This is a genomic window from Bacteroides sp. 11BF, from assembly GCF_019633765.1.
GTDB classification, from domain to species: Bacteria; Bacteroidota; Bacteroidia; order Bacteroidales; family Bacteroidaceae; genus Bacteroides; species Bacteroides hominis.
Map to the genome: position 1 here is coordinate 51,303 of NZ_JAFKPJ010000015.1, position 17,829 is coordinate 69,131.

The window sequence follows — 17,829 nt, forward strand, 5'->3', positions numbered from 1 at the left end:
ATACATATAAAAGAGAATTAGAATGAAATCAGTTATACGACATATTTTGAGTGTCGCCGTTTTATTTTGCTTAATCAGCGGAGTACAGGCACAAAGTGTCAAAGTGAATATTCCTTTTTGGCTGACCGGTTCGCCTAACGTTGGCTTTGAGTATACATTGACGAGACAACTCACGGTGAACGGTGAAGTGCTATGGATGCCGTATTTATTCAAGAAACATGAAGAAGTGTTTCGGGCACTCCAGAGCAGTGTTGAATTGCGCTATTATGTGAATCCGCGTAACTTCTATACTAACGATTCGTGGGATGGATTTTACATAGGTCCTTATGCCATGTACGGTAACTTTAATATTGGTTTGTTGAAGCATAATGATCCGTTACAGAGTTATCGTCGTAAAGGCTGGGGAGTGTCAGGTGGTATCTCAACCGGATATAAATTTGCTTTCAACTCTCGTTGGGGGCTGGATCTGAATATTGGGCTGGGATATGCGCACCTCCAATATAATAAATATTATTTGGGCGGAGAGTATGTAAATTTCCCTTTGGAACGTAAGAAAACCAAGAGATGGATTGGTCCGACTAAGTTTGGTGTAAATCTTACTTATAATATATTCCGCTAATGTTACTGATAAAAAGTTGCTGAAATGAGAAAGAAGAAGATACAGATTCTCCTGTCGGCTGCCGCATTCCTTTTTTTAATGGGAGGAACTATGCCTTCCGTTGCGCAGGAGCGGAAGATAGGGCGGATAGAACGGCGGGCAGACCGTAATTTTATCAGGCAGAAATTTGATAAAGCGATGGCCCAGTACGAAACGGCTATCAGGCGTGAAAAAGATGAGGACAGTCAGGCTGCGCTTCATCTCAAAACAGCACGTTTGTATTTCATGGTGAGGGAATACGGTCGCGCCTCAGAACATTATGATAAAGCAATGGGGTTGCGTCCGGATCTGCTCGGGGTAGATGATGTCTGTGACTATATAGATGCCTTGCGCTTTCAGGGACAGGCCCGCAAAGCAGAAGCTATCTGCCTGGATAATGCCTATAAGGATATATATAGTCGCTATCAGCGTTATCAGAATACGTTAGAGGCACTTGCCATGCGCCATTCGGTTCAGGAAGACCCCGGATTTTCGGCAAAACGTTTATCACTGAATACACCGAATGCTGAATTTTGGGTTGGAAATTATGGTGAGCAGCCGTTTTATGCCATTAGCTACAGTAAATTCAATGATCCGGGAAAGTTGTTCTTTCATCGTACTCACTATTATGCACTTGACGAAACCGGTGAACCCGGTGCCGAGGCTCAGAAACCTCCGAGATATTATGGATATTTCCGGAAGATACCTGCTGACTTGCAGAATGGTCCGGTGACCTTTTCGCCGGATATGAAGTCAATGGTAGCTACAGTCATTGAGTACGATAAAGAGAAGACAACAGTGGAGATGGCAGACCGGAAACTACGCCCTTTCCGTACAAAGTTGTTCTATTCTGTGCTAAAGAATAAAAAGAAACGGTTTACGAAGTATGTTCCGGCTTTTCCACAGGAGGAGATGTCTTCGTATGCCCATCCTTACTTATTCAATGAAGGTAAATCATTATTGTTCACTTCCGACATGCCGGGAGGATACGGAGGGTTCGACTTGTATGTTGTTCATTGGGATGACGAGGCCCGGACATGGGGAACCCCTGTAAATCTGGGACCAGATGTCAACACGGAAGGTGATGAGATCTTTCCTGTAATCTATAAAGGACGTCTCATCTTTTCGTCTAACGGGCTGCCGGGATTCGGTGGTTATGACCTGTTCAGTGCTTATTATGATAAGGATGGGGTAGTGCCGGGCAGTATCAGTCATTTTCCCTATCCGGTAAATTCCGTCTTCAACGATTATTATATGTGTCCGCTCGATTTGCGAACAGCTTATTTCGTATCCGATCGTGAGATGGCTTCAAGAGATGATATTTATTACCTCCGTACGGTAGAAGATTTAGGTACTCAGCAGGGGATGCCCTTTTACGGGATGAGTGAGGAGAATGCGATTTTGGGTGGCGCTTTGTTGTTGAACGGAGCTACGGAAACAGTTTCTCCGGAGTCTGTTACATTGAAGCAATATGCACCTGAAGGTTTGCTGATGACTCTTTATTTTGATTTCGATTCGGATGAACTGACCGATGAATCTGTACGGAGGCTTGAGCAGTTTATCAATGAAATGGGTACCTACCAGTTTTCGGAACTGAGGTTCGATGGTTTTGCCGATGAGATAGGAAGTGACAGTTATAACTATTCATTGTCAGAACGAAGAGCAGAGAGTGTTGCAGAGTTCCTGCGCAATCATGGTTTAAATGTACGTTTCGGTATACAGGCCCATGGTAGGATAAAACTTTCTCCGGAAGAGGTGAAAGAGGAAATTGAGTATCATCGCTGGCCGGAGGGAGGTATCGACTGGATACAAGTGAACCGTCGGGCAAGGCGTGTCGAAATATATAATAAGAGGTAGAAATATAAAAAAGTAAACGATATATGAAGAAGACAAGAATTCATAGAGTGTGGATACTGTTCCTGCTGAGCGTCATAGCCTGTCTGCAGGTGAGAGCCCAATATATGCCGGTGGTTTTCGATAAGAAATATGGCGATAAGAACCAGATACAACTGGTATGCCCGTTGGCCGGTGACGAAGTGGCTATGGTAGGCAAAGAGGGACAGAAGTACAATCTGACCTGGATAGGAAGAGAAGGTGAGGTACTCTTTTCGTTACCGTTGGCCGGGTTTACTGCTGTTAATGAGCTGACAGAGTTGGAGGACAATCGTATCCTGCTTGTCGGACAATCTGCTGTGATGAATACAAAAGGCAGAAAGGATAATGTGACGCTGAGCGGACGAGCGGTCATATTAGACCGTAGTGGTCATATTGTTACCAATATTTATGCGGGAGGACAAGGAAGCGAGCTTCTGAAAGGTGCCCTGCTACGAAGCGGATCATTGATACTTTCCGGTATGGAGCCGAAAGGAGGAAGCGGTCGGCAAGGTATTCTCTTGAAAGTAGATAAATCGGGTAGAGTGATTTATCAGTATAAGAACACCGGAAGTGGCTATTGTGACCAGTTTGAGGTGTTGGGCAACACGACTGAATATATCTGTGCGGCTTTCTCCGGAGACAGAGAAAAAGAACAGACGGTGGTGGTCCGGTTAGATGATAAAGGGAAACCTTATTATGTGACTGCCATTCCGGCTAAACGATTTATAGTGACAGGCCTGAACGCCAATATCAATGACGGTTCGGTGATTGTTATCGGTAATTCATCGACAGATGGAGGTATTATTTATAAGATTCGTCCGGAAGGTGATATTGTTTTTGCTAAAACACTGATACCTGCCAACCAGGGATTGGCAACGCTCAACCATCTACGGGTAGCCCGCAATGGTAATATATTAGTAGGAGGCAGTGGTAATAAAGGATATTACGCTTTATTGCGAAATGACGGAACAGCTTTGTACTCGGGTACCTCGAACGGAAGTGTGAGAGGTGTGGGTATGAACCGGACTACCGGCGAATCAGTGGTAACCACTTATGACGTCAACGCACGCAGAGGAACATTTGTCCGTATATTGCCGACAGGAAAAGCTGAGTTTGACCGAACGATTGATGGTAACTTTGATAAGATTAAGGTGACTAACAACGGTGAAGTGTTGCTGCTGTCTTCGGATGAGGGCCGGGTTTGTATGTATTCTGCTACGGGTGAGAAAGAGTTTGACCGTTATGTGACGGATAATAAACCTACCATTTACCGTCAGGCCTTGACTGCATCATCCGGGGAGTTACTTTTTCTGGGTAGTGGTAGCCGTCTTGTCAAGCTCGGACATGGACTCTATGTCTCGGACGTGAAAATAACCAAGCCGGTAAACGGAACAGCCACCGCTGTGTTTACTGTGACACTGACCGGATATGCCACCACGAAAGAGGGAGCGCCTGTTCCTGTGAGTGTAGGTTATGCCACTCGCGAAGCATCGGCTACAACGGCCAATAACTTTACTCCGGTGAAGGGAAAGCTTTCTTTCACTCCCTCACGCGGAACGGCTGACCGCTATCTGGTGAAACAGGATATTGAGGTTCCGGTAAAGGCGAATGATCTGATCGAAGGTGTGAAGGACTTTGAATTGTTATTGTCGGATGTTCAGCAGAGTTATCTGGTGAAGCCTGTAGGAAAAGCGGTTATCGAAGATCAGCAGGCGGTTGTAAAGTTGGTACGTACGGAGCGCGGAGAAGAGGGATCCAAAGATATTTTATATGAACTGGGATTATTTAAGACCGACGGAACTCCTTTGACTAATGCAACGGGAGCCAATATTATAGTGGATGGCATTTATGGAGAAGGCACAGCCGATGCGCTTGATTTCGATATGGGATTGACGCCGAGAGTGATATTTGCCAATGGTTCGCAAAAGTCATCTTTTAATGTCAGAACATTGGAGGATACCCGCTATGAACTTCCTAAAACCGTGGTGGTGAATTTCAATAAAGTACATAGCCTGAGTGGTTCCAATGTCGCTTTTGATGGTGAATTGCTGAGTTGCAGCGGAATTGTTGTTGATCAGCCGGCACGCCTGGCCATAACTTCACTTGGCGACCACAGAGTAAATAATAATGTGGTGTCAGGCTTCTTCACCGTTTCGCTGTTGCGTGCTTCAGACGGAGCCTTACTGACTAATGCCACAGGTAGTGATATTATTGTTAACTGTGTGACATTGCCCGATGCTACGGCAAAAGAAGGAAAAGACTTTGTCTTTACCAACCTGCATGACCTACGTATTAGTGGAGACGGCAACCATAGTTCGGCCAATGTGAATGGAGTGGTATTGTTCAGTACGGATGCTTTGGAAAAACAGGTGAAACTGAAAATCAAATCTGTAAACCAGCCTACGGGTGCACAGCCGATCAGTGTGTCTGACGCAGAACGTATGGCAGAGTTTACGATCCGGAAATAAAATGATTCTTAGGGATAAGAGTGCCTTGCATTTCAAATGCAAGGTCTTCTTGTCTGCTCAGAAGAAAATGGATGAAAAAAGAACTATGACAGGAAAAAGAATATATACAGGGTTGATGGGCTTGCTGCTTTTTCTGGCGTTTGCTTGTACGGATGACAGGGAATCGCCAGGGGGAACCAATGGTAATCCTTCATTGGTTTTCAGGATGACGAGAGCTTCTGCTGATATTATCAATAATACGCAAGTCTATCTGTTTGATGGAGATGGGGCTGCTGCCGGACAGTTCAGGCAGAAAGTGCCGGATGTGACTTACGCTGCAGACCGCCTTACCATGCCGGTTGCGGCAGGTACGTGGGATATTACGTTGGTCAGTGCCGACAGGGATATAAACAGTGAATTGGTTCAGCCTGTCCGTGGACAGGGGCGTTCATCACTGAAAATGTGGGAAACCCGTTCCTCCGGTGGAAATTTGCCGTCTATGCCTGAGTTGCGTACGGCTTATATTACCGGACAGCAGGTTATTGCCGGTCAGGATAATGTCGCTTCCGAAACAGCATTACTTTCACGGAACGTTGCATTGGTCAAAGTCGTGATAGCTGATGCCGGAGGACTGGATATCAATGGCACCCACACGATGAAATTGAGTAATGTGCCTACGACTCTTAATTGGGAAGGAGGGTTATACCCCAATAAAAACAACCCTACTGTGAGTGCGGAACCTATGACCGGTACCTTTACTATACATAATAATACTGCAATGGCGGGTCATCAGTATAGTGATACGCTTCGGTTTATTGTGCCGGCCCATAAAGGAACTGATTATCTGAATGCGCTTCCGACCGACACGACTACCAGCCATCTTAAACTGAGTGTCGATCTGGCCAGTGAAGGAGGTACACGTTTCGAGAAGACGGATGTGGTAATTCCTCGGGTTCCACGAGTAAACGGAATTTTGTTGGTACGCATTTTCCTTGGTGGAAAGCTTGATGTCTCTACTGAGATATTAAACTGGCAAGATACACAGTTGGAAGCCGATTTGTCACAGACCCAACTCTATACGGATAAAGCTTCGGTGGGGATGGCATTCAAAGACACGATACATGTAAATACCAATGCCCGGGAATATACAGTGGAGAAGGCACCTGAGGCCACGTGGATTACTTCGGTGAAAAAGTTGGATGGGAATGCGGTGGAAATTACTGCTGACCTGGATAGCTATGTGGATAATCATCCTCGTACTTCGTATATTACCATTAAAGCAAATAATGTGACCAAGAAAATACCGGTTACACAAAGACCGGATAGAGGTACTATCAAAGTTAGTGTCAACAAACTACAATTTAGTCCTCCACATCCGACAGCTTCACTTGATGTTCAGTCTGTTGGTGGAAATTGGAAATTACTGGCTCAAAGTTCCAAGGCGACTGCTGCTACTACCCAAGGGGCAACAGGGAGTACAGCTGTAACTTTTACAAGAACCTCTACCAGTGATGATTCATTGTATGATGAATATTATGGAGAAGGACAGGCGGTTTTTAAAAATATGACGACTCTTGATACGGATACTGTCCATTTAAGTAATTTATTTATAGGTATTATCGATGATTTGATTGAGGTTGCACAGCCTACTGTGCATCCGGATACTACATGTACTGTAAACAATGTGAAAGTATATGGTGGAGATACTCGTGATTTGACTATCATTAATAAGCCAGATTGGATACACCCCGCACCAGAGACGGATTACAATCCTGCAACCGGTATTTTTACTTTTGTCTGCGATCGTGAACCAAATGAAGAAGAACGTTATGGAGAAATAACTCTTGGACATATTGATGATCCTGATTATACAGTTAAAGTATCAGTGCTTCAAGCTATAATTGTTCGTATCCCAGAGTTTAATTATTTTGTTGTACAGTTTGTTTGGGATTCGAATGACGTAGATGTAAAAGTTGGGTTCACAGGAAATCCTACATCTGTTGTGGTAAATGGCATTACTTACAATACAAGTTCGGTAGATGCATTCCAGAATCAGTGGGTTGGCTGGAGTCAAGGTAGTGTGGTTAACTATGATAGTAAGGAGCTATTGAAATGGGGTGGTGATGCTAGAGCAGGACAAGGAGAAACCGCATTCTTTAATGCTCCGGTAATTAATTCTGCACCTTATCCCGGTCAACATGGCATTGATCCGAATGCTCCGGGATTGTTGCCACGTACAGTAACCTTGCAAGTGAATGCCGGATGGTTTAATGGCGGCGGTATCCCGATGACTTGTAATATCTATGCTTATTTGGGTGGTACGATGAATCATGTCGGTACGAATTTTGTCAATCAAGGTGGAACACTGGTTTACACTTCTACAAATAAGTTTAGTGTGCAGGCTTCCGGTTCTAAGCAATATGACCATATTTGTGATATTGTATATGACCGTAAGAAACACACTGCAAAAATAAATTGGAAAGGAACTGTGTGGACAGGTACTCGTTCGGTACGGGTTCCAATGAGAAGTGTAGAAGAGACTCAGAAACCTTATTGGGCTCCTACAGTAGTTGATACTTACTCTAATAATTATCGAGGAGAAAGGAGGTAGCTTTAATGTGTATAATGAAAATTAAGAGCTATAGTATGAAAATACAATATATAATAGGTATACTGGTTGCCCTTCTGTTTGTCTCGTGTAGTCATGAGGAAGAGGAACAGAAACCCGCTTATGGGAAGATAGATGTTGCTGTTTCGGTAACCTTGCCGCAGCCGGAGTCAGTGAATACGCTTACTCGTGCCGGTGGCCCGTATACGGATACCGATATTAAGAACGTAGACTTGCTGATATTCGACAAAGACGCAAAGTTTATGGAGCGTGTCAAAGTAGAGAATGACAGGTTGGTTGTTACCGGAACGGGGATTAATTTCACAGTCCGTTTGGATGCCACTTCGGAACGGCGTATCATTCATCTGGTTGCAAACGGGCGGAGTGCTGATGGCACTTCGGATCGCTTGAACTTTGGTGATATAACTCCGGGTATGGCAGAAAATGCGGCTATCTCTTCTTTGCAGACAGCCTCGCTCGAACATGTGAATGAAGGAGAGAGCACATTGCTAAACCATGTGATGCCTTTGGTCATGTGGGGACGTTTTGCTCTCAACGGAATCAATATCGTGACGAAAGTAGAGGGTGTGAAACTGTTGCGTTCCACTGCCTGTATACAAGTGAAGAAGGGTAGTGGGGGTGTAAATACCGGACTGGATGATTTTGTCATCGAAGGAATTACCGTACATCAGGGAGCCTGTCATGGCTTCCTGGCTCCGACCGATTGCACAGGAGAAGTTAACACTCCCGTTACCGCAAATCCGGTTACCGGTGGAACCTATCTGGATTATCGTAAGGGGTGGGTCAATAGTGCTGAACCTTCTTTATACATATACGAGCGTAACTGTTCGGCTTCCGACTATATGGGAGTAGTGATTGCAGCCCGGTATAAGGGAAAAAAGGGCTATTATAAGGTAGTAATGACCGGTAACAACGGAGCTCCTCTGAACATTGTACGTAACCACCGTTATATTGTTACGGTGGTGGGCGTCAATGGTCCGGGATATGAAAATCCGGATATTGCTGTGGCTTCTGCACCTTCGAATGCTCTGAAAGTGGAGTTGACGGATGAAGACACGGATCTGCCCTGTATTGTGGCCGACGGTGAATACCGTATGGCATCGTCTAATAATGTATTCAGCCTATATGGAAAAACAGGTGTGACTACATCGGCGACGGGCGTAGATATTTGTACCGTATATTCCAGCCGTGGTGTTCAGCCGGTTCTGACCCTACCTGCCGATTGTAATTGGCTGACCAATCTGTCTGCACAAGCTTTAGGAAGTAATAAGTATAAAATAACAGGGGATTTTACCTCACCGGCCAATAGTGCCGTATCTACAACCTTGACTATGACGTGTGATAATCTGTCTCAGCCGGTTCGTGTCAGTTGGAATCCCATTATATCGGACCAGAAAGATACCGATTCGTTTGTTTTCGATTTGGTTGGTTCAACCGACCGTAACTGGACGGTCCGGGTATTGAATCCGACGTCTGCCGGCTGGCTCTTTCTGCACCCATCCGCCGCATCTCCCGGAGCATTTCCGGGAGACGGTATGGTGTCGGAACTTAGTAGCAAATATAGTTCGCATGCTTATTTGCACGTAGCTTTCGGAGCGAACAGGAGAGGGACTGTACTGATGACTTCCGCCTCCGGCGGGGAAACTGTAGCCCGTAAGATAGTAGTTATTCAATAGAACGTTGCGGTAGTATGACCCTGGAAGAGATATTGCAAATAGAAGCACAGAATGTTGATTGTATTTTCCTGTATCAGGAAGAAGGAGCATGGTATGCCTATGAACATTCTGCCTTTTATTGTTATTCTCTTCTGGGCATACTTGATATAGACTGGTTGCCCTGTCCGGACGGAACTACTTCCGGACGAAAAACAATCAGGGTGCGTGTTTCCGAACCGGATAAGTTTTTATGTACACCTCTATTGCGTCTGATGCGGAAGCGTAAAACTGAATATGTTGTTTTATGCAAAATTTCGTGTGGAGGTTTTTATTACTGGCGGGAACAGCAGCAAATGAAATTTCGTGTATTACAGGAAAGAGAAAGCTCTTGTACGAAGGTAAATGAACATGCTGAATGATTAATCTTATCCTCTGTAGCCTTGAAAAGGCAGCTTTTTCACGAGCATACTCTTTGTATGCTATCTTTAGTGATATTCATCGGTATAGCCTGTGAAGGCTGTTGATGAATTATTGTTTGTTTTGTTTGTGTGCGCCCCTTCCGTATTTTAGCGAAAATACCGGAAGGGGCTTTTTACACAGATTGAATAAGTTTTTATTTGTCCAGAGTAATGATAAAACGGCGAAGATAAACTTCTTGTTCCGTATTGCCGGTATTGCTGAAACGGACAGCTTTCACCGGAGCTTGTTTCAGGTTAAGCGTGATCCGGTTCTTTTCCTGTTTGAAGTCAGCTTTTTGCCATTCTTTGCCATCGGCTGAAACTTCAAGTCGTCCCCAGGTGGCTACATCCGGTTTGCCGAAATCTATATCCAGGCTCTGTCCCGGATAGGCTTGATCCAGTTCGATGGTCAACGTACGTCCCGCTCCCCATTTGATTACTTCGTTGGCAGGCGATACCAATATACGGTTTGTTTTGATCTGTAACGGCTGATTGCGTAGTTGCTCTACGTCACTCGTCAGTTTGTGAGGCATATAGTCCGTTGCGGCATCCAGCTGTGTACCGTTTTGCTTGTTATAGCGTTCGGTCACCGTAGTGAACGTTTGGTCGATCAGTGGTTTGATCACTTTAGTTGCTGTTTTTACACCCGGCTGGTAAGGGTTTTGGTTATAAGTCTGGTCCACTTGGAACATCTGTTGTTGCAGTGCTTTCACATGGCGGTACTTCCGGATAAAAAGTGAGTTGTCGCCTTCTTTGTAAGCTTTGACCATAGACAATACTTCTTGTCCGGTTTCACCCAATAATTTGAATTGACGGAGCCAAGGCATCATTTCTGCAATCAAAGGTTGGTTTTCGGTGTTGGTCATCAGAATATCACCGGACTCTGTCATCTTGCCGAAGGTTGCTTTCAAGGAGTTGAAGTCTGCTTCGGTATACGAGCCGTTTTTCAGATAGCTGTCGAGAAAAAGCTTAGCTACAGGCTGTAATTCAACCGATTCGTCCCGGCGGTATTTATGTCCGTTCGGACCTAGGTCAGAGTTGTGTGCGGCGAAGAATTCCAGTTCCTCCGCAGCACTCGGCAAAATGGTGCGTATGGCATCTTTCCATGTCTGTTCGCTGTCATATTTTTCCGGATTCCATGCATAACTGGCTACACTGTAAATTGCTATTTTAGATGCTTCGGCATGTTCCATCGGGTTGGTGACGAAGCCTGACATCTGATCGGCAATCTGGGTGTCGTTGCCGTAAACCGGTCCGAGCAGCAAATGGTCGCGTACGTAATCGGATACCGGAAAATTCCACCAGATATACGCCGGGCGCTTGATGCGCTTGTTGATCCAGGCAATACCATCTTTGGTTATGTCGGAAATCACACGGTCGCCCGTCCACATAATCTGGATAGAAGGGTTCAGTTTCTCACCCAAAGTAGTCAGGTAATTACCTTTCGGGTTCGACCAGCTTTTGTTATATTCGGTAGGGCACATGACCAGCGGGGTAACGTCCGGTTTGGCCTTTACGAATTTCTCGTCAATGTAGTTCAGTAGTTCAGCCTGTTTGTTCGGGTTGGTTCCTTCCCCCGAAATATCATCGAAGAATACTGCGAACGAACGTACTCCCAGATCATACATCTTCTCGAATTTAGCCAGCAGCAGATCACGGTCTTCCTGATTCCATTTGATATCTTGTCCCGGGTGAATGGCCCATACAAAGTCCACTTCGTTTTCATTGGCCACTTTTACTAACTCCTGTAACTGAAGCGCCTCTTTTTCCGGATAAGGCAAACGCCAGTTGGGGGAACTGTGATACGGGTCGTCTTTAGGACCATAGATATAGGTATTCATCTTATTTTCTCCGTAGAATTTCAACTGACGGAGACGGGCTTCGTGGCTCCATGGAGTTCCATAGAATCCTTCGACTACACCGCGGAAGCGGATGGAAGGATAGTCCTTGATTTCAACTACAGGCAATTGGTTATTGTTCAGCAGTTGTGATAGGGTTTGCAAAGCATAGAAGGTTCCCCGTTCGTCTTGTCCGGCCAATACGATTTCTTTGTCGTTGACAGCTAAATAATATCCTTCTTTCTGATTGGGAATTTGCCGGGCGAATTTACGGATAGCTTTATCCCCTTTTTCACCGATATAGATGCGAATTCCGTCCTTATCTGTCTTTTTTCCGGCAAGTAAAGCTTTCAGTGCACTGACGGCATGCGGGTTTGCTTCTGTTTCTCCGACAATCAGATAGGTATCCGGCAGACTCAGAGCCTGCGTTTCCGAAAGAATCTGTTGTGGTTGTGGTTGAATACTTGTGTTCTGGGCCGAAGCACTGACGCCCAAAAGGAGCCAGGCTCCCAGTAAGTAGAGTCGTTTAATCTTCATTTTAGGTAAAATGTTAGTTTTTCAGGTTTTAGTGACAGTACAAAAGTAAGAAAAAAAGTGTATACTCCCGTTTTTCTATTAATTTTGTTCCTTTGAAACATTGAAATAAGGAAAGAAGTCTATGCTGATACTTTTATCTTGCGCCAAAACCATGAGTGACGTTTCGAAAGTGAAAACGCCTCTCACTACATTTCCCCGCTTCCGGAAGGAGGCAGCGGAGGTCGCTTTGCAAATGTCTCAATTCTCTGTCGGAGAGTTGGAGCGCCTGTTGCGGGTAAATCCTAAGATTGCTGTTGAGAATTATAAGCGCTATCAGGACTTTCATTCCGAAGCGACTCGGGAGCTGCCTGCGCTGTTGGCTTATACCGGGATTGTTTTTAAAAGACTTTCTCCCAAAGATTTTTCGGATGAAGATTTCCGATATGCTCAGGACCATTTGAGGTTGACTTCGTTTTGCTATGGGCTGCTGCGTCCTCTCGACGTGATTCGACCTTACAGGCTCGAAGGAGATGTCCGATTGCCCGAACCCGGTACCCGAACCATGTTTGAGTATTGGAAGCCGGTTCTTACCGACTTGTTTATAGAAGATATTAAAAAAGCCGGTGGGATACTTTGTAATCTGGCGAGTGACGAGATGCGGGGACTTTTTGATTGGAAACGGGTGGAGAGAGAGGTCCGTGTGGTGACTCCTGAGTTTCACGTCTGGAAAAACGGGAAACTGGCTACAGTAGTGGTCTACACTAAAATGTCGAGGGGAGAGATGACCCGTTACATCCTGAAAAACCGGATAGAATCCGTTGACCAGTTGAAAACATTTGCCTGGGAGGGATTTGAGTTCAACGAACAGCTTTCGGATGAAAAGAAATATGTATTTACGAACGGAAAAACAGAATAGTCCAAATGACTGAAATAGAAAAAATGCGTAGTGGCGAACTGGCTGATATGTCAGCACCCGAGTTGCAGGTACGGTTTGAGCATGCCAAAAAGTTATTGGCACGGATGCGGGGACTGAGTACGTATGACGATACTTACAGGGAGTTACTTGAGGAACTGGTGCCCGACCTTCCGCCTACCTCTGTTATTTGCCCGCCTTTTCATTGTGACCATGGTGACGGCATCCGTCTGGGCGAACATGTATTTGTTAATGCCAATTGTACCTTCCTTGACGGAGCATTCATCACTATCGGAAGTCATACACTGATAGGTCCGTGTGTGCAAATCTATACTCCACATCATCCGATGGACTATCTGGAACGCCGTAATCCCAAGGAATATGCTTATCCGGTTACTATTGGTGAAGATTGCTGGATTGGGGGCGGAGCAGTCATTTGCCCTGGGGTGACGATAGGTGACCGTTGTGTGATTGGAGCCGGTAGCGTGGTTACAAAAGATATACCGGATGATTGTGTGGCGGTAGGCAATCCCGCACGTGTTATTCGGCGGCAGGTATCGGACGGATAACCTAAGTTACTGAGAAAACAAACGAAGTAAAACAGAATGGATTCTATTGTTTGAAAAACAGAGACTTACTGATGATGTTGGAAACTTTTTGAAAAAAAAGATCGTAAATAATTTGTAGATTTCGAGAAAAGCGATACCTTTGCATCGCTTTTAAAAGGAAAGTGTACGGGCGTTTAGCTCAGCTGGTTCAGAGCATCTGCCTTACAAGCAGAGGGTCGGCGGTTCGAATCCGTCAACGCCCACAGCCGAACACTTTCAAAGAAGAATATATGGGCGTTTAGCTCAGCTGGTTCAGAGCATCTGCCTTACAAGCAGAGGGTCGGCGGTTCGAATCCGTCAACGCCCACAGCCGAACACTTTCAAAGAAGAATATATGGGCGTTTAGCTCAGCTGGTTCAGAGCATCTGCCTTACAAGCAGAGGGTCGGCGGTTCGAATCCGTCAACGCCCACATTGAAAAGAGATTCAATTTTGCTATATATTCTTTGAGAAAGATACATCGGGCGTTTAGCTCAGCTGGTTCAGAGCATCTGCCTTACAAGCAGAGGGTCGGCGGTTCGAATCCGTCAACGCCCACAATATAAAGTCCTTGCAGAATATTTCTGTGAGGACTTTCTTTTTTATNATATAAAGTCCTTGCAGAATATTTCTGTGAGGACTTTCTTTTTTATGGCTGATCTGGTTGCGGTGTATTAATTCAAGTTATTTTTTATAAGAAAACGACGGGAAAGTTGGTGAAAAAGTGATTTATTTCTTTACTTTGCTTCATCAACAAACCTATTAATGCTACCATGCGAACAAAATCTATTTATTTACTTTTGCTATTGGCTATCATGCCATTATGTGCATTCTCGCAGTCAAAGTCTGCGTTTGAAATCAAAGACGGACATTTCTATCGTAATGGAAAAGTGACACCTGTTCTTTCTGGTGAAATGCACTATGCCCGTATCCCTCATCAATATTGGCGTCATCGTTTACAGATGATGAAAGGTATGGGGTTGAATACGGTTGCGACTTATGTTTTCTGGAATCTTCATGAACCGGAGCCGGGGAAGTGGGATTTTACCGGTGACAAGAATTTGGCCGAGTTTATAAAAACAGCCGGTGAAGAGGGAATGATGGTTATTTTACGCCCCGGCCCTTATGTTTGTGCCGAGTGGGAATTTGGCGGCTATCCCTGGTGGTTGCAGAATGTGAAAGGAATGGAAATCAGGAGAGATAATCCGGAGTTTCTGAAATATACAAAGGCATATATTGACCGGCTTTATAAGGAAGTGGGCGATTTGCAGTGCACAAAAGGTGGCCCGATCGTGATGGTGCAGTGTGAGAACGAGTTTGGTTCGTACGTTGCCCAACGAAAAGATATACCTTTGGAAGAGCATCGTGCTTATAATGCCAAAATTAAACAGCAATTGGCTGACGCAGGATTTAATGTACCCTTGTTTACCTCTGATGGCAGCTGGCTTTTCGAAGGCGGAGCTACACCGGGTGCTTTACCTACAGCGAATGGCGAAAGTGATATTGAGAACCTGAAAAAGGTGGTTAATCAATATCATGATGGTAAGGGACCGTATATGGTTGCTGAGTTCTATCCGGGTTGGTTGTCGCATTGGGCGGAACCGTTTCCACAGGTGGGTGCTTCCGGAATTGCACGTCAGACCGAGAAATATCTGCAGAATGACGTATCTTTCAACTTCTATATGGTGCATGGAGGGACTAATTTCGGCTTTACAAGTGGTGCCAATTATGATAAGAAACGTGATATTCAGCCGGATCTGACCAGTTATGATTATGATGCTCCTATCAGCGAAGCTGGTTGGGTGACTCCGAAGTATGATTCAATCCGTAACGTGATCAGAAAATATGTTAAATACACGGTCCCCGAGGCTCCGGCTCCAAATCCGGTTATTGAGATCCCCTCTATCAAATTGACCAAAGTTGCTGATGTATTGGCATTCGCCGAAAAACAAAAGCCGGTGTCGGCCGATACTCCTTTGACTTTTGAGCAGTTGAATCAAGGGTATGGATATGTGTTATATACCCGTCATTTTAATCAACCTATCAGTGGAACGCTTGAGATACCGGGACTGCGTGACTATGCGGTTGTGTATGTGGATGGAGAGCAGGTAGGTGTGTTGAACCGGAATACCAAGACTTATTCAATGGAGATTGAGGTGCCGTTTAACGCTACTTTGCAGATACTGGTTGAAAATATGGGACGTATTAATTATGGTAGTGAAATTGTGCATAATACCAAGGGTATCATTAGTCCGGTCAAAATAGCGGGTAAGGAAATTACAGGTGAGTGGGATATGTATCAGTTGCCGATGAGCGAAATGCCAGACCTGGCAAAACTGAAAGCTGATGCACATGCGAATGTGCCTGCTGAGGCCGCAAAACTGAAAGGTTGTCCGGTGCTTTATGAAGGGACCTTTACGTTGGATAACGTCGGAGATACATTTATCGATATGGAAAATTGGGGAAAAGGTATCATCTTTGTAAATGGTGTCAACATCGGGCGCTATTGGAAGGTGGGACCGCAGCAAACCCTTTATATCCCGGGAGTATGGTTGAAGAAAGGAACAAATAAGATTGTTATTTTTGAACAATTGAATGAAGTTCCTCAGGCCGAGGTGAAGACGGTGAAGACACCGGTGCTGATGAAACTGAATAATTGATGATGAATGATTGACGGACTGTGATCGACACGGAATAATAAGTGATCAGCGATAAATGAGGAACGGTGAACTGCTTGCGGCAATATTATAATGCGGGCTGTTCACCGTTTGTCATAGATCACTCATCGTTATTTTAGTCTCTTTTATACAAACTTTCTCACTCCTTATGCCTTATAACTCAGGAAAAAGAGTTAATTTTGCAACCTGATAATTATCTAAACGACAATATGAAACTTGATTTACTTACGGCCATATCTCCGATTGACGGCCGATATAGAGGCAAGGCCGAAGCTTTAGCGGCATATTTTTCCGAATATGCGTTGATTAAATACCGCGTGCAGGTAGAAGTAGAGTATTTTATTACTTTGTGTGAACTTCCGTTGCCGCAACTGAAAGGAATTGATAAGAGTGTGTTCGAGTCATTACGCAATATCTATCGTAATTTTACGGAAGCCGATGCACAGCGCATTAAAGAGATTGAAAGTGTGACTAATCACGATGTAAAGGCCGTAGAGTATTTCCTGAAAGAAGAGTTTGATAAGTTAGGCGGGTTGGACAAATACAAGGAATTTATCCATTTCGGACTGACCTCGCAGGATATTAACAACACTTCAATTCCTCTCTCTATCAAAGAGGCGTTGGAGCAGGTTTATTATCCGCTGATTGAGGAACTGATTGCTCAGTTGAAGACATATGCTGCCGAATGGGAAACTATTCCGATGCTTGCCAAAACTCACGGTCAGCCGGCATCTCCGACACGTTTGGGTAAAGAAGTCATGGTTTTTGTTTACCGACTGGAACGCCAGTTGGCAACTCTGAAAGCATGTCCTGTAACAGCTAAGTTCGGTGGTGCAACCGGAAATTATAATGCACATCATGTAGCTTATCCCGAATATGATTGGAAAGCATTCGGAAATCGCTTTGTTGCAGAGAAACTGGGATTGGAACGCGAAGAATATACAACACAGATTTCAAATTATGATAACCTGTCGGCTATCTTCGATGCCATGAAACGTATTAATACGGTAATGATTGATATGAACCGTGACTTCTGGCAATATATCTCAATGGAATATTTCAAGCAGAAAATCAAGGCCGGAGAGGTAGGATCGAGCGCAATGCCGCATAAGGTGAATCCGATTGACTTTGAAAATGCGGAGGGTAACTTGGGTATGGCTAATGCTATTCTGGAACACCTCGCAGTGAAACTTCCCGTATCACGTTTGCAGCGTGACTTGACGGATTCTACCGTATTGCGTAATGTAGGTACTCCGTTCGGACATATTGTGATCGCTATCCAGAGTTCGTTGAAGGGATTGCGCAAACTGTTGCTGAACGAGACCGTAATCTGCCGTGATCTCGATAACTGTTGGAGTGTAGTGGCTGAGGCTATTCAGACTATTCTTCGTCGTGAGGCTTACCCGCATCCGTACGAAGCTCTGAAGGCATTGACTCGTACCAATCAGGCTATCACGGAAGCTTCGATCAAGGAGTTTATCGAAGGACTGGATGTCAGTGAAGAAATAAAAAAAGAATTAAGAGTAATTACTCCCCATTCGTATACGGGAATTTAAGGGTGATTATTGTTATATATAATATAAGTGTTTGAAATCAG

Annotated in this window: 11 protein-coding genes and 4 tRNA genes; 14 read left to right on the forward strand and 1 reads right to left on the reverse strand. The window is 44.7% G+C overall.

All coding sequences use genetic code 11. The features are described 5' to 3' along the window. The first annotated feature begins 22 nt into the window (after positions 1-22). The 6 genes from JZY04_RS15645 to JZY04_RS15670 are packed head-to-tail and all read left to right on the forward strand — an operon-like array spanning position 23 to position 9,662. Complete coding sequence (locus JZY04_RS15645) at positions 23-619, forward strand: DUF3575 domain-containing protein (protein ID WP_005811199.1); 597 nt, start codon at positions 23-25, stop codon at positions 617-619. Positions 620-643: 24 nt separating this feature from the next. Then, a complete protein-coding gene (locus JZY04_RS15650; protein WP_122142977.1) occupies positions 644-2,494 on the forward strand; it encodes an OmpA family protein in 1,851 nt (616 codons plus the stop codon). A gap of 23 nt (positions 2,495-2,517) precedes the next feature. Beyond that, on the forward strand, positions 2,518-4,980 hold the full coding sequence (locus JZY04_RS15655) for a Calx-beta domain-containing protein (RefSeq protein WP_122142978.1): 2,463 nt from the start codon (positions 2,518-2,520) through the stop codon (positions 4,978-4,980). Further along, positions 4,919-7,570 carry a BACON domain-containing protein gene (locus JZY04_RS15660; protein ID WP_181996452.1) on the forward strand — a complete coding sequence of 884 codons (2,652 nt, stop codon included), beginning with the start codon at positions 4,919-4,921 and terminating at the stop codon, positions 7,568-7,570. Before JZY04_RS15655 ends, JZY04_RS15660 begins: the two co-directional genes overlap by 62 nt. Positions 7,571-7,605: 35 nt before the next feature. After that, the gene (locus JZY04_RS15665; RefSeq protein WP_122143005.1) at positions 7,606-9,264 is read left to right on the forward strand and encodes a FimB/Mfa2 family fimbrial subunit; all 1,659 of its coding nucleotides are present in this window, start codon (positions 7,606-7,608) and stop codon (positions 9,262-9,264) included. Between the two features lie 14 nt (positions 9,265-9,278). Beyond that, complete coding sequence (locus tag JZY04_RS15670) at positions 9,279-9,662, forward strand: hypothetical protein (protein WP_005782415.1); 384 nt, start codon at positions 9,279-9,281, stop codon at positions 9,660-9,662. Between the two features lie 194 nt (positions 9,663-9,856). Here JZY04_RS15670 and JZY04_RS15675 read toward each other — a convergent pair whose 3' ends face one another. Next, the gene (locus JZY04_RS15675) at positions 9,857-12,076 is read right to left on the reverse strand and encodes a beta-N-acetylglucosaminidase (RefSeq protein ID WP_122142980.1); all 2,220 of its coding nucleotides are present in this window, start codon (positions 12,074-12,076) and stop codon (positions 9,857-9,859) included. A 121-nt stretch (positions 12,077-12,197) separates the two neighbouring features. Here JZY04_RS15675 and yaaA point away from each other — a divergent pair, with 121 nt between their 5' ends. The 8 genes from yaaA (at position 12,198) to purB (ending at position 17,788) form a co-directional block, all read left to right on the forward strand. Then, positions 12,198-12,971: a peroxide stress protein YaaA gene (gene yaaA / locus JZY04_RS15680; RefSeq protein ID WP_005782419.1), complete on the forward strand. Its 774-nt coding sequence runs from the start codon at positions 12,198-12,200 to the stop codon at positions 12,969-12,971. 5 nt (positions 12,972-12,976) lie between these two features. After that, a complete protein-coding gene (locus JZY04_RS15685; protein ID WP_122142981.1) occupies positions 12,977-13,537 on the forward strand; it encodes a sugar O-acetyltransferase in 561 nt (186 codons plus the stop codon). A gap of 167 nt (positions 13,538-13,704) precedes the next feature. Then, positions 13,705-13,779: transfer RNA gene (locus JZY04_RS15690), tRNA-Val, on the forward strand. Between the two features lie 29 nt (positions 13,780-13,808). After that, positions 13,809-13,883, forward strand: a tRNA-Val gene (locus JZY04_RS15695). Positions 13,884-13,912: 29 nt separating this feature from the next. Continuing rightward, positions 13,913-13,987: transfer RNA gene (locus tag JZY04_RS15700), tRNA-Val, on the forward strand. Positions 13,988-14,037: 50 nt separating this feature from the next. Further along, positions 14,038-14,112 (forward strand) — tRNA-Val (locus tag JZY04_RS15705). A gap of 215 nt (positions 14,113-14,327) precedes the next feature. Then, positions 14,328-16,214 (forward strand): beta-galactosidase family protein, encoded by a 1,887-nt coding sequence (locus tag JZY04_RS15710; RefSeq protein ID WP_005811179.1) that lies wholly within the window; start codon positions 14,328-14,330, stop codon positions 16,212-16,214. A gap of 227 nt (positions 16,215-16,441) precedes the next feature. Next, positions 16,442-17,788, forward strand: coding sequence for an adenylosuccinate lyase (gene purB, locus JZY04_RS15715; RefSeq protein ID WP_122143006.1), 1,347 nt, complete (start codon positions 16,442-16,444; stop codon positions 17,786-17,788). Positions 17,789-17,829 lie beyond the last annotated feature (41 nt).